The organism is Pullulanibacillus pueri (assembly GCF_014639255.1).
In the GTDB taxonomy this organism is placed as follows: Bacteria; Bacillota; Bacilli; order Bacillales; family Sporolactobacillaceae; genus Pullulanibacillus; species Pullulanibacillus pueri.
Map to the genome: position 1 here is coordinate 65884 of NZ_BMFV01000012.1, position 13824 is coordinate 79707.

15 protein-coding genes are annotated in these 13824 nt (G+C 39.3%); 3 read left to right on the forward strand and 12 right to left on the reverse strand.

Annotation, left to right across the window (positions count from 1 at the left end; genetic code table 11):
- Nucleotides 1–209: 209 nt before the first annotated feature.
- Nucleotides 210–2624 carry a glycoside hydrolase family 95 protein gene (locus IEV91_RS09435; RefSeq protein ID WP_420850723.1) on the reverse strand — a complete coding sequence of 805 codons (2415 nt, stop codon included), beginning with the start codon at nt 2622–2624 and terminating at the stop codon, nt 210–212.
- A 132-nt stretch (nt 2625–2756) separates the two neighbouring features.
- Between IEV91_RS09435 and IEV91_RS09440 the strand changes: the two genes are divergently transcribed.
- Nucleotides 2757–3626 carry a helix-turn-helix domain-containing protein gene (locus IEV91_RS09440; RefSeq protein ID WP_188497179.1) on the forward strand — a complete coding sequence of 290 codons (870 nt, stop codon included), beginning with the start codon at nt 2757–2759 and terminating at the stop codon, nt 3624–3626.
- Between the two features lie 56 nt (nt 3627–3682).
- Here the strand turns inward: IEV91_RS09440 and IEV91_RS09445 are convergent, their stop codons facing one another.
- Together IEV91_RS09445 and IEV91_RS09450 are read right to left on the reverse strand one after the other, a co-directional pair.
- Nucleotides 3683–4336 (reverse strand): carbon-nitrogen hydrolase family protein, encoded by a 654-nt coding sequence (locus IEV91_RS09445; RefSeq protein ID WP_188497180.1) that lies wholly within the window; start codon nt 4334–4336, stop codon nt 3683–3685.
- 150 nt (nt 4337–4486) lie between these two features.
- On the reverse strand, nt 4487–5422 hold the full coding sequence (locus tag IEV91_RS09450) for a ketopantoate reductase family protein (protein ID WP_188497181.1): 936 nt from the start codon (nt 5420–5422) through the stop codon (nt 4487–4489).
- Between the two features lie 273 nt (nt 5423–5695).
- Here IEV91_RS09450 and IEV91_RS09455 point away from each other — a divergent pair, with 273 nt between their 5' ends.
- A complete protein-coding gene (locus tag IEV91_RS09455; protein WP_188497182.1) occupies nt 5696–6133 on the forward strand; it encodes a MarR family winged helix-turn-helix transcriptional regulator in 438 nt (145 codons plus the stop codon).
- 246 nt (nt 6134–6379) lie between these two features.
- Here the strand turns inward: IEV91_RS09455 and IEV91_RS09460 are convergent, their stop codons facing one another.
- On the reverse strand, nt 6380–6925 hold the full coding sequence (locus tag IEV91_RS09460) for a ribonuclease FAU-1 family protein (RefSeq protein WP_188497183.1): 546 nt from the start codon (nt 6923–6925) through the stop codon (nt 6380–6382).
- 260 nt (nt 6926–7185) lie between these two features.
- On the opposite strand from IEV91_RS09460, the gene IEV91_RS09465 reads away from it, so the two are divergent.
- Complete coding sequence (locus IEV91_RS09465) at nt 7186–7335, forward strand: hypothetical protein (protein WP_188497184.1); 150 nt, start codon at nt 7186–7188, stop codon at nt 7333–7335.
- Between the two features lie 390 nt (nt 7336–7725).
- Here the strand turns inward: IEV91_RS09465 and IEV91_RS09470 are convergent, their stop codons facing one another.
- The 8 genes from IEV91_RS09470 to IEV91_RS09505 form a co-directional block, all read right to left on the reverse strand.
- Nucleotides 7726–8502, reverse strand: coding sequence for a SurA N-terminal domain-containing protein (locus tag IEV91_RS09470; RefSeq protein WP_188497185.1), 777 nt, complete (start codon nt 8500–8502; stop codon nt 7726–7728).
- Nucleotides 8503–8617: 115 nt separating this feature from the next.
- Nucleotides 8618–8791 (reverse strand): hypothetical protein, encoded by a 174-nt coding sequence (locus IEV91_RS09475; RefSeq protein ID WP_188497186.1) that lies wholly within the window; start codon nt 8789–8791, stop codon nt 8618–8620.
- Between the two features lie 37 nt (nt 8792–8828).
- Complete coding sequence (locus IEV91_RS09480; RefSeq protein WP_188497187.1) at nt 8829–9488, reverse strand: ribonuclease H family protein; 660 nt, start codon at nt 9486–9488, stop codon at nt 8829–8831.
- Nucleotides 9489–9646: 158 nt separating this feature from the next.
- Nucleotides 9647–10348 carry a DUF5694 domain-containing protein gene (locus tag IEV91_RS09485; RefSeq protein ID WP_188497188.1) on the reverse strand — a complete coding sequence of 234 codons (702 nt, stop codon included), beginning with the start codon at nt 10346–10348 and terminating at the stop codon, nt 9647–9649.
- Nucleotides 10349–10404: 56 nt separating this feature from the next.
- Nucleotides 10405–11154, reverse strand: coding sequence for a PIG-L deacetylase family protein (locus IEV91_RS09490; RefSeq protein ID WP_188497189.1), 750 nt, complete (start codon nt 11152–11154; stop codon nt 10405–10407).
- Between the two features lie 102 nt (nt 11155–11256).
- The gene (gene pyrH, locus IEV91_RS09495) at nt 11257–11991 is read right to left on the reverse strand and encodes a UMP kinase (protein WP_188497190.1); all 735 of its coding nucleotides are present in this window, start codon (nt 11989–11991) and stop codon (nt 11257–11259) included.
- 343 nt (nt 11992–12334) lie between these two features.
- Complete coding sequence (locus IEV91_RS09500; RefSeq protein WP_188497191.1) at nt 12335–12832, reverse strand: GNAT family N-acetyltransferase; 498 nt, start codon at nt 12830–12832, stop codon at nt 12335–12337.
- Nucleotides 12833–12929: 97 nt separating this feature from the next.
- Nucleotides 12930–13430: a GNAT family N-acetyltransferase gene (locus IEV91_RS09505; protein ID WP_188497192.1), complete on the reverse strand. Its 501-nt coding sequence runs from the start codon at nt 13428–13430 to the stop codon at nt 12930–12932.
- Nucleotides 13431–13824: the final 394 nt, after the last annotated feature.

A 13824-nucleotide genomic window follows, 5' to 3' on the forward strand; every position in this document is an offset into this window, starting at 1 on the left:
GGTCATAGCAATTTTTAGATGGAGATCACAAAGAAAATTAAAGCTTCGTTTGTTTGTAGTGCTACTGTTTTCTCTAAATACATGCACTCTCTTTTTCGCTTTGCTGATAAAAAGAACCCCCATTTAGAGTCTGCTAAATGGGGAATTGACTGCAATTTCAAGTATAGTTATAACAGTTTTAGACACATATAACGCAATCCCAAAAAATCTTACAGAGAGATATGAGCACTATTCATGGCCTCCAATTGATAACGTCCTTCTCTTATGGTTACAAATTCTAAACAGCCATTATCCGTTGTATAGGTAGGGATAATGCCTTCACTGTTAAACTCTTTGATTACCAGTGGAATTTCAGATTTTATGCGACAGCGTTCCCCAGCATGGGAAAGAATCTCGGCTTGAATCAGCTTTCCATTTTTCCATTCTATATTAACCTCAAATCCACCTCTAGCTCTCAATCCTTTTACATAACCTTCCGGCCAGGCATCTGGAAGTGCTGGCAGGAGGTGCAAATAGCCATCGTGTGACTGCACTAACAGTTCTGCAATCCCGGCAGTTACTCCAAAATTACCGTCAATTTGAAACGGGGGATGGGCATCAAACAAATTCGCATAAACTCCTCCTTTATGATAATTCTCTTTATCATCTTGTATGAGTTGTAGGAGATTAGATAGTAGCTTCAGCGAGCGATTTCCATCTCCGAAGCGTGCCCATAAAGCGACTTTCCAGCCAAGGCTCCATCCTGTTCCACCATCTCCACGTCGTTCAAGTGATTTTTTCGCAGCATTAAAGAATTTTTGATTCTTATACTTAGTAAGCTGTCTCCCAGGATAAACGCCAAAAAGATGAGACACATGACGATGATGACGATCTTCTTCTTGAAAGTCTTGGAACCATTCTTGTAGCTGACCTTGTTGGCCGATTTGCATGGGGAAGAGTTGTTCTCGAGTGTCACTAAGCTTTTGGCTCCATGCTTCATCGATCTGTAAAATAGTCGCAGCCTCAATACAATTGGTGAATATATCCCAAATCAAAGATAGATCCATTGTGCTTGCAACACTAACTCCCGTCGTCCCTTGTTCAATGATGAATTTATTTTCTGGTGACGTCGAAGGCATTGTTACCTTATACCCCTCATGGTCTTCCACTAACCAGTCCAAACAAAAAAGTGCTGCTTGCTTCATAATGGGGTAGGCTGTTTCTCGTAAGAAATGAGTATCTTGAGCAAACGTATAATGCTCCCATAAATGCTGGGAAAGCCATGCCCCTCCCATTGGCCAAATAGCCCAAACAGGATCACCTTTACCGTAATCACCTACTGGTGCCGTTTGTGCCCAAAGGTCCGAATTATGATGTGCTGTCCAACCACGGACACCGTAATTGACCTTGGCAGTGACTGCACCATTTACTGCTAAATGTTCAATAAAGTTTAAAAGCGGCTCATGACATTCTGCTAAGTTACATGTTTCCGCAGGCCAATAATTCATTTCAGCATTAATATTCAATGTCCAGTTACTACTCCATGGCGGTTGCAGTTCCATATTCCATATGCCCTGAAGATTCGCGGGCTGTGTATTTGACCGAGAACTCGCGATCATCAAATAGCGACCATATTGAAACAAGAGTTCAATAAGACTTGGATCAGCCCCGCCAAACTTGACAATATGCCGGTCTGTAGACAAGTCTTCAGGTGCTTGACGGTCTCCTAAATGAAGTTTTACCCGATTAAAAAGTGCCTGGTAATCTTCTATATGACTGTTTCGGAGTTCCTCATAAGTATAGTGCATCACTTTCTCAAGAGGCTGTGAAGCGAGTAAGCTAACCTCATCCTCTGTTTTACTCGGTAAACAATCAAATCCCTTAAAACCTGTCGCCGCATTAAAATATAACGTTATTAAACTCGCATCACGGATAGACAGCTCTTCTGGAGAAAGCCATTCAAGTTGCCCACCTTCAAGCTGAACGGCCAGGCGCCCTTCGAATCGCATCGCCTTTGTTGTTTCCCACTCTCCATAAATAATAGGCTGATCTGAGCTATGATACTGTGGATCAACATGCTCTGGCGCTATCCCTTTCAAAATGAGCTGACCTTTATCTCTAGTCTTTTTATGTTGAAGTAGGCTGTCAAAAGCTACACGAACATTCAACTGTTTGGGACGATCGCACTCGAGGCGAATAACGATGACTTGATTAGGGTAAGAAGCAAACACTTCTCGCTTATACTTTACTCCAGCCATCTCATATTCTGTTCCCACGATGCCATTTTCTAAATCAAGATACCTTAAATAAGTATCGACCGTTCCTCCCCCATGTTCAAAAGATAAAAATAAATCTCCGAGCGGTAGATAGGATTGGGTATATGGTCCCATCATTTCTCGACAAAGGTGATCGGCCTCCATATACTTGCCTTCTTGCAACAGATGACGAATTTTCGGTAAAACTTCTTTCGTCTGTGGATTATTCCAGTCTTTTGGATATCCTGACCATAAAGTATCTTCATTCAGTTGGAGATGTTCCTGATTGACGTCACCAAAAACCATTGCCCCGAGACGACCATTCCCTATGGGAAGCGCCTCAGTCCATTGAGATGCTGGTCTACTGTATTGAAGTTTCAAGACTCCCATCCTTTCTATTACTCTTGTAATTACTGATCATTATACTAGCAACTTGCACAAGTAAAATTGCGAATCATTGCAAAATTGTACTGTTTATTGATATAATGAAAGCGATAACAATAAAATAAGGGGGGGAACCACATGAAAGCTTATAAACGCCCATTCGATGAGGATGCACCCTTTCCTTTGGAGCTCACCTATCGTAGCACAAAGGGACCTCAAAATGAACTCCCTGACCATTTCCATGAATGGTATGAAATTGTCTATGTCTACGACGGATACGGCACTTTTTTTATCAATAATCTGTTTTATGACATGTATCCCGGTGATATTTTTATCATTCCAAGTGGCACGATCCATCATACGTTGCCGGATCACTCGCGTCCGTTAACTTCTACTGCTCTCTTTTTTGATGATACCATGATTTATCGAGAATTGATGGGTAAATCCTTTTCATATATGCATGTTTTTGATAAAGGTAAGCAATTAAATGACTACAAGCTCTCTCTCGGAAACGAACAGCAGCATCATATCGAATCACTGTTTGACAGGCTTTACCATGAACTTTCTCACCAATCCATTGCGTATCAGTCAGCCTGCATCCATTTGCTTCATCTCTTTTTATTGAGTCTCAACCGCATGGTTGCAGAAATACATAAAGAACCCCTACCAACTGTTGATAAGGGACCAAAGTGGATGAGAGATATCTTAAAATATATTGAAATACATCTCATTGAAAACTTGACACTGTCTGAACTCGCTAAAGAAGCCTGTGTCAGTCCAGAACATTTTAGTCGAGTATTTAAACAAACGACCGGGATGAACGTCACGGACTATATGACCACTAAAAAAGTAATCAAAGCCAAGGAGCTACTTCTTTCAACAGATGACAATGTGGCGGTTATTGCTGAAGAAAGTGGCTTTTATAGTACCCCTCATTTCTACCGCGTCTTCAAAAAATATGTCGGTGAAACGCCTTCCTCCTATCGAATGAAATCATACACATCTTGATGCACCAATAAAAAATGTTACGCGAAACTTCCCTCGTTAGAGTTAACGGCTTACCTCTATATGAGCGAATGATCAAGTATCCATGTCTTTCTTGTTTCAGTATCTAGAATCCTTGTACGCGTATCATTTTTAGCACTAAAGACTTCTTCACCTTTTTCATCAAAACAATAGGCAATCGGTATTGAATAGCCACAATTTCGATAGGAGCCATCGGCGTGACTGACGCCAATCACCAAGGCTTTTTGAGTTATCGCGATTTGTTTCGCCTCATTCGTCCAATCTGAAAACTGCTCCTCACTAAACATACCAACACCAATAGGATTAAAAATCAAATCAACCGATTGGGCTTGATCCAATCCTTCTAATCCAAGGAAAACCTCACGACAGAGTAGATAAGCAATTTTCACATCACGATCAACAACTTTAGAAGGAGAATAGAGTCGCTCCTTTTCGGGTGTTTTGGCCCTCTCTAAAATCAATTCACCGGCTCTATTAACAATAAAAGCTCGATCCTTATCGTTATGATCCTTGTAACCCGCGACCACATAAAGATTATACTGATGCGCCAGACTGCAGATTCTTTCTCGCTTTTCTTCTTTAAAATAGCCTTCTGGAAATACGATGATATCCGTGTCGGGATGGTGGAGTATTTCATGTTCTAACTGTTCTAATTCTTGTTCACGTTTCGGTTGGGCGATGAGAATTCTCATGGTCATAGCCTCCCCTTTATTATGAGATTTATTGATGACTTAGCGGCTAAAGGATGTTCAAGCTTCTGCGTTCATTTCCTTCCAAACTATTCCTCTTTTGGTGATCATTTTTCACAAGATCAGAAAAGAACTAAGATAGCTTGTTTCTGCTTAGTGGTTCATTGACACTTCGTAATCACTTTCCATCAATTTTATCCGATCGTAAAGTTCATGATTAATAGGTGTCGGGAGACCATACTTCTCCCCCAAGGTTATGACAGTTCCAGAAAATAAATCAACTTCACTATAGCGCCTCGCTTCAACATCTTGAGCCATTGAGGGTTTCCCTTCTGGACTCAGTGTGTTTAAAACGCTAAGCCAGTATGTTAGATCTTCCTCTGTCAAATTCACACCTTCTTGCTCCGATAACGCGATGACATCTCGCATCGCAGCAATCATCATTTCTCTAGCAGGACCTTCTTTCTGAATGTCACCATAATTTCCTCTATGTACAGCAACCGTCTGATTCACACCAACATTGAGCATGAATTTCCCCCATTGCCTTTTAAACATGTCAGATTCGATTTCATAAGGAAGCTCTACTTCATCAAAAAAAGCGGCCAATCGCTTCATCTTTTTAGAGATCACACCAGGTTGTCGTTCACCAAAACAAAGCAAACCCATATGATCATAGGAAAGCTTGTTTCCCACTTTCACAGCGTCCATACCTTGGGCAACACAATATAATACCTTATCAAGGCCATATGTTTCTCCGATAATGCCTTCACTAGAAATCCCGTTCAAGGCTGATATTAGGATGGTCTGCTCACCAACATGATGACGGACAGCTTCTATCGCTTCTCTCAAACCATTGAATTTCACAGTGAAAATAACCAGATCGGCCGGTCTTACAACTTCTTCAGGTGTGACATAGTGAAACTCACAACGCTCCCCATTACAATAAATGCCCTGGTTTTGATAGTTTTCAATCCGCTGTTGATCTGCAATGATGCTTAAGTTCTGTTTTGGAAGTTTCTTCGATAAATATTGTCCGTACATGACACCCAAGGCGCCGAGCCCAATGATGGAAACGTTTTTTATTGTCACGTTGTCGCTTTCCCTTCCTCGTTTTTATTTCAATTTTATCATAAAATTCAAAATCAATTAAGTGACTTCATTAAGTGACTTCCTTGAGAGAAGAAGCTGATGAATCGGCTCTACTTTATTAAGAAATCTATTGTGTTAACCAAGTATTGATTAACAGATCGCCCTTTAACAGCTTTTGTTTCTGTTAAGGCGTTCACTCTTGACTCCCCCCTTAAGCACGGTATAATTTTTTAAAATTAAGTTGCGAACAATTTTATTAAAGGAAGATGAACCTTGGAACAAGAGCAAAATTTTTTAACATTAAATGATCACTTGTGTTTTTCCATTTATGCCTGTTCAAGAGCTATACTACGCTTATATCGCCCCTATTTAGATGAACTAAAATTAACCTACCCGCAATACTTGGTTCTTGTCGTTCTATGGGAATATGAACAAAGTACGGTAAAACAACTCGGGGAGTTGTTGGAGCTTGATTCAGGGACCCTCACGCCGATGCTTAAACGAATGGAAGCTGCTGGACTTCTTAAACGAAGTCGTGATACAAAAGATGAGCGAGTTATTATCGTCAAGATCACGGACGAAGGGAAATCCTTACAAGAAAAAGCACTCTGCATTCCCCAATCCTTAATGGATTCAACCGGAATGACAACTGAAGAAGTGAATGCTCTCAACTCAGCAGTTAAGAAACTTTCCAAATTGGTCAATGAATGAATATAATAGAAAACTCGGCTTATGCTTCACCACTGCGCTAAGCACAGCCTGTTGTTCTTACTTTCACACTCACTCACTAAGGTTATTGCCAAGCCTTAATGGCTTAGCCCAAGTTGCACTTATAAGGGTTTCAAAAAATTGTAATTCTGGTTACAAAAAAGGCCTCTCAAAATCGTCCTGATCCTGAGTAGGCCGTTTGTTTGGCCTGAAAGTCCCGATCGTCCAGCATTTCTGTTCTTCGGATGGTTAACCTTCATTTTCTTCCAATAAAAGCTTTTTATGTTTCTTAGCCAAGCTTAACAATTCAAATTTATCGGCTTTGATGAGTTGTTGAAGGCGAAAAGCTTCTTGCCTGGCTAAATCAAATAGTGCAAAATCAATGCTTCCCTCATGATAAGCTTCTTCAAGTTCATCCTCATCAAGCAAGTAACTCTCTCCAGATGGCAAAACAACAATATCTAAATACAAATCATCCATCCACGGGATCTGATTTTCGACACCATTCTCATAACAAATATCGATATACCATTGCACGATATCTCCACATGCATCAAACATTGTTGTCATTGAATAATGTTTTCCAAAAGGAAAGTGTTGGAGCCAAAGATAACCGTCATCCACAATACAGACCCTCTTATGGCCATACATTACAAATAACGGTTCTGTTACCTTAACGACTTTGATGAGTGTTATATGGCCTTGAAATTCTTGTGTATGAAGAAAAGTCTGTGCATAATCTCTTTTCACAATCCGCGTCCAATCAGGTCGATCACCATATTTACGTTTGAACATATTGACTCCTTTGTGAACATTCAGTTATTTGTTTTAAAAAAAGAGCTTCTTAACAAGACTTCTTTCACTTTCGGGAATCTTTTCTTCCCATTAAATGTAACACACTTTTTTCATAGCGTCAGATGTATAGCTTAGTGGAAGACCTTACAAGCGCAACTTTAGCTTTCGCAAATTCAACATCTTCTAAAACCATACAGAAAACGTAAATAATTGACAGGGATAGAGACATACTAAAGCAGTGAAATGGAGGTGAGATCGCCATGGCAAAGGATAAAAACGATATCGTTCAACATGGTGTCAACGCGGCTAAAGCCCAAGCAAAAGATAGCCAAGAAAAACAATACGTTGAAGAATTAGCATCTGAGCTTTCTGGCTCTTCTAAGAATGCAACAAGATCAGCAAAAAAATAAAAGTGTTTTAAATAAAGCAATTAGGGTTTGACACCTTCGTCAAGCCCTATTGTGACATTTTCAATATAAAAACAAAGCCGAGAGCAACATCTGTCATCTTTGTTAAGTCCATACTGTCTCTGTAAAGCTTATCAGTCAAAAGTAGATCTGTACTCCACAAGGTACAAGTAAGAGTCAATAGGTTTCGACCTATACTATTTTTTGAAATTAGAGAAGTGCGTTCCATAGCCTTTTAATAATAATGCTTGCTTAACAAAAACTTCTGATTGAAGAGGATAGCATGGAAACCAAGGAGTTTTTTAGTCTAAGAACACCATTCTCCCCATTGGTTTAAATGACCGTACATGAAAAGACCTCACCAACATTGATGAGGCCATTTCTTTCATCGAACTATATCTTTATGTCTACCTTACCGCTCTTTTTCAATTTATCTACAATTTTTGATAAGTCTTCATTTTGCTTTTGTTGCTCTAATTGCTCTTTGATTTGTGATTTTATATCTTTGAGCTCAGGAGCGTCTTTTTGCGTTTTACTATATTGGTCGTAAAACTGTTGGATTTCTTTATCCGAGACAGCCTCTGAACCGACTTCTTTATCCACATATTTGTCAAACACGAGCTGTTGTGAAATATTCTCCTTCATTTCATCAAGTGTTAAATTTTCTTTTTTTAACGCAGCCTTAAATTTATCTTCACTGCCGTATTGGTCAACCATTTTATCATATTGACTTTTTATCTGATCAGCAGTGGCTTTATAACCTTTTGCTTTGGCATCTTGTAAAATTAACGTTTGCCCGACAATGGTGTTAAGTGTTTGTTGTTTCACTTGTTCAGAGACCTGATCGCCGGTGGTACTTTGCCCTTGTTGCAAAAGGGAGGCATACAATTGCGCTGCTAAAGATTGATAAGTAATATTATAATCCTTGCCTTTAATTGTTGTCCCATTGATGATGGCCACCGTTTTCCCTTCATCTAACAAACCTTTTTGGATTTGTTCTTGCATTTGTTTCTGAGATTCATCTTGATTTTCTGTATTAGTGTCACTTTCCGTTTGTGATGCTTGTTTTTCTTGATCAGATGATTGCGAGGCATTATCACCACTACTCTCGCATGCTGTTAGGCTTAAAGATAGCAGTAAGGCTGCTAATGTGAGCGTCCATTTTTTCAAATTGCTTCATCTCCTTTAAAGGATGCTTGACTAACCGTAACATGGACATCTATCATAATTCAAGTCCCAATGGTCTTAAAAACAAAAAGATGGGAAAACTCCCATCTTTCATAGGTTACCCTCTAAACATTAATTGTCGTAATATATAGGAAAAATCTATGAACTCCTGACGAGGACTTACGCAGAGTTGTTGGTATTCATGAATCCAGATGCCTTCAGGATGCATGTAATTGACGGGAAGAAAACTTGCTTCTAGGGTGAGTTTTACACTCTCTAGCTGAAGAGCCATACACACACCTCTTTCCATCAAAGCTTACTCTTCAAAGTTAACGTTCAATTTCAAGCGTGCTGGAGATGTCAATGTCCTTTAAAGCTTGCGAGGCTAAATGATCAGCTTCTTGATTGTTTTTCCTTGGCACAAGCTCATATTCAGACGTGATTCCAAGATGTTCGAGTTTCTCCTCAATCCTATCTGCCCATTTATTCAACTCTACTTCAAAACAGGGCCATTCGCCAGTGAGTTGATTAATAACCACCTGAGAATCCCCCATTATTTTTACTGGGAGATGGTGAACCCCTAAATTTTCAATCTCTTGTAAGGCAAGATAAAGGGCCGCGTATTCAGCCTCATTATTTGTATCGAGGTTATTCACTAACCTGTTTTTACGCCTACGATAGAATTTCCCGTTCTGTTCATAATAAATTGCACAACCAAGGCCTGATGTTTTGGTATCTACATCAAATCCACCATCAAAATAGACCGTGACATTATGCGGTTCTGTCTGAATCCCCTGCATAAATTTCTTTAATTCCTTCATATTCCAAGTACTGTCACGATGATCAGTAAAAACGATTGTTTTGACCCGACCGGTTTTTTCAAGATCTTCGGCAAACAAAAGTGCCTTCTCAGCTGGCATTTCTTCAGAATGAAATACTGCTTCCAAACCTTTTTTCGTTTTATAGGTGATTTCAATACTCACATTCATCGTAAAGCCCCTTAGTATGTTGTTAAAATGACAATGTTCTCTTCCTATGTATTTCCAAGTATGGCCATTGTTCCATGCAGAAAAACAAGGGAATTTGTGAATTATCTTATTAAAAATTCATGACACACATTTTGTTATTGTATCTATACTTCTGCACCCTAACTTAGATAATCATTTACCTCTTCAATCTCAAATAATCCAACACCTTCTAATAAATACTTTAAAGTCCAGAGATGGTCACTGCCTATAAGGAATAAAATTCTATCCTCCTTACGATTGGATATCTGAAGGAGATTGGCGAAAATGCCCAGCTCTCTTTCTTGCCATTTCGTTAAGAAGTCTATTCCAAGCCGTTTGTCTCCTCGCTTCACGGTTGTAAAAGAGAGATAAAGCTGACGAAGCCTTTTGATCTGCTCACCATCATTGATCTGTTTATACACATCCATGATGGAAATCGCTTCACTAGGTTCAAGTTGTTGTTTTATAAAATCGAGTAATAACTGATAAGAGTCGGGATCATTTTTTTCAGCTTCACTAAAAAGAGTGGTGACATCTGCTTCTGTTAATTTCCCCTCATCATTAACCGGATAAAGTGTGCTATGATTGAGTGCCTTTGCTAACCGAAAGGCGATTTGCTGAATTTCATCATTGGTCAAGTTTCCATGCTCTAAATAGTGATTAAAATCATTAATGAGTGTCTCTCTATCTTCTTTTAACCATTCAACGGCAATTTTAGTCGGCTTGAATTGAGATAAGCAATGAACAACCTGTTTAATTTCAGCCTGTTTCTTTTGAATGATATCTCCATACTGATTCATATGAAGCGTTCCAACGAGCAATATTTTTATTTTCTCTCCCAAAAGCCATCCTCCTAGTGTGAGTCATTCATAAAACACAGTTTCACAACAGAACAACCTTACATATTAAGTGCATCAACATTACTGTGTAGCATTAAAGGCGACAAAATCTTGAAGCCCTCGGCAAATTGACATGGGGACGGAGCCTTCGCTGCCATTTGTATTGCCTTCTGAGTGAAATATGCCTTCAAAAAATCGAGATGATCTCCAGAAAACTGGCTATTATGGGCTTGGATTGCACTAAGTTTCAATTCCCAAAAATCATCGACATTAATATATGTATTAGGGCGATGCGTCGTATAGTAGGCAATCGCCTTGAGTTCTGGCCGCTCTCCTTCGGTTAACTGTTCAGGATAAAAATGTGGATTGCCACATGTTCGAGCAACAAATGATGCTACTCTCCCTGTGACACTATGATCGATATGGGCTTCATAAGGAAGCCATGGGTCGACGGTAAAAATAATATCAGGATTCACTTGACGAACGACTTTCATCATTTGCGCACGCAAATCTTCTGTATCAAATAAGTGACCGTCAAGAAAATTCAGCCAATGAAACTGTTTTACTCCAAGAAGATGGCCAGCTTTTAACTGTTCCTTACGTCTAATTTCTATAATTTCCTGTGTCGATAATGTAACATTGTAGCTACCAGACTCTCCATTTGTGACTGTAAGATAATGCACCTCTATACCATCAGCTATAAGCTTTGCGATGGTTGCACCGGCGCCTATTTCATTATCATCAGGATGAGGTTGGATAAATAATGCTCGTTTCATATTAAATGAACTTGGAATACTATAGGAAATCACTGTCTCACCTCTTAAATTCAAATAGATGCTTACCAACAATATTATCAGAGCAATATTAATTTTTTCATAGATTCATTTAATAAACTCTATATTTCTATAGATCTATAATATCTCCGTATCCTCATGGCTGATCAAAGTCCCTCGATGCTCTCCCTTACAGATCCTGCCCATGGTCCCACTCTCATCAAAATTGAACAGATGTACAGGCATTTGATAATCTCGTGCAAGCAAGAGGGCCGATTGATCCATGACTTTTATGTTATTGGTAATAACGTCATTGTAATAAAGCCGACGATACATTTTTGCCTCTGGATCATGCTTAGGATCACTGGTGTAGACCCCATCGACCCCTTGTTTAGCCACTAAAATGGCGTCACTCATGGTTTCGACTGCTCTTTGGACACTCGGATAATCTGTAGTGACGAAAGGCTGGCCATTGCCACCTCCAAAAATAACAATGTACCCCTTCTCCAAATGATGAACCGCTCGTAAACGGATATAGGGCTCTGCAACAGCCGGAATGGGAATGGATGACATGACCCTAACATCGTGATCGGTCTTACTTTTGAGTACCCCTCTTAACATCAAACTATTGATAATGGTTCCTAATGTTCCAATATTATCAGCTTCCACTCTATCAATGCCCCAAGCCTCCGCTAAACTTCCTCTGAAAATATTTCCTCCTCCGACAACAATAGCGACCTCTACTCCGTCATTGACAAGGGTTAAGATTTCATTCGCGATATGCTCTAAATTCAAGGTACCAAAGCTATTCCCGTTGTTATCCGCCAGTGCGCCACCACTTAGCTTCACTAATACCCGCTTATACTTATTCATATCCTGTATCCCTCCAGAAAAATGTCATTAGAAAACTTGGCTTTTCGCCAAGTCTAAGTTGCACTTATAAGGTCTTCCGCCAAGTTATGCATTTTGACGTTATAAAAAAAGAACTAAAGATAAATAAAATATCTTCAGTCCTTTATGATGAACGTATGGGAGAAAATCAAATGATCTTGGTCCAGCTGCTATTTGTCGTTTGCTTATCATCAAAATCCCCCGCATTCATTAATTTATTGATTATTTTTACTCAGTTTATAGAAAACCCATCAAGCGGTCAAGGGGGATGAGTCAAAAAATCATTATCTTGAATGTGAAATTCATTCTGTTCTTTCATTCTCCCCTAAACATACCGGACCATGAGCTCTTCATCATAGTAAGTTCCATTCACTTTTAACGCTTTTTTATCCATGCCATAGGTGTTAAAACCAAAGGCATTATAAAGTGTTTTTGCTGGCGTATTGGTGGCCATTACAGATAAATAGATCTGTTCTACACCTTCTATGTCTTTCACCTGTTCCAACACTGTCATCATTAATTTTTTGGCGATGGTCTTCCCACGTTTTTCTGGTGTGACATACATGGCATAAATCGTCGCCCTATGTTTCATTTTATTTTTTTGCTCCCTGACCAAACTCACACTACCAATAAGACTTCCATTGTCGAAAGCACCAAAAGTATAGGAATAGAGGCTATTTAATCTGTTTTCAAATATGTCAATTGAATATTCCTTTTCTTCTTCATAGCTGGAAGCAAAAGCTTCAGGATTCGTTTGTAAGGCTTCAAGTCGTAACTTTAGGTACATCTCTGCATCTAGTCCATTTAATCGTCTGATTTCCATCTGTTTTCACCTTTTACTCGTGTTTTTTATTTTATAACCCTTAATCTGGCTAACTATAATCCTAGTGTCTACATTAGCCAATATCTAGTGAGAAATATCATAATAATTTTGCCATATAATATTCATCGTAAAAGGTGCCATCGATGACAAGTGACTGTCTTTTTGTCCCCTCTATGTCGAAACCCCTTTTCTTATACAAAGCAATACCTGCTACATTTTGAGTCACTACGCTCAGCTCTAATCGGGAGAGATGATGCGCCTTACCCCACTTATCAAGTGTTTGAAATAATGCTGTACCGATGCCTTGCCCTCTATAATTTTGTAAAATTCCAATGACCAAATAAGCAGAGTGCTTCTTTCTTTTGACGTTTCCACCAATAACGATTAAATAACCTACTAACTGGCCATCATCGTCTTCTGCGACAAAGATTGTGGAGTTCTCTTGCTGGCTCAAGCGTTCTAACTGTTGCCTTTGCTTTTCAAAGGAGGTTTTTCTTTCGCCTGCTTCCATAAGCATAAATTCACTTTCAGCTTCAACTTGTTGAACCAAATTCGTGAAACAAGCCGCATCTTCTGGTTGTATTTCTCTTATTAGCATGTTATTCCCTCAATTTTAAAATTATTTTATAGGTATACTTTCTCCATCATTTGCAAATATTCCTTTAATCTATTAGAAAAACCAGGCGTAAAACATGCCTGGTTCTCATTCAGTTGGGCATTAAAAAGTTATTACCAAAATGCTTCGTCAGTATCAAGTGGATTGGAGCGGAAGACGCTCTGGCTCCTTCGGGAACAGCAACGAGCGTTACTTCACGAATAAACGTCGAGTTGTTCCGAGGAAGCTTACTCCGAAGTCTATCTAGTAGACGCAGGAACAGGGGATTTGTGGTTTAAATATTTTGGAACACACAGATTAACCATTCCAAAATTAGCTGAGGCCACTAAGGACGATCGGCTAAAAACGTCACGTCATTAAGGAACTTCGCCTAAGA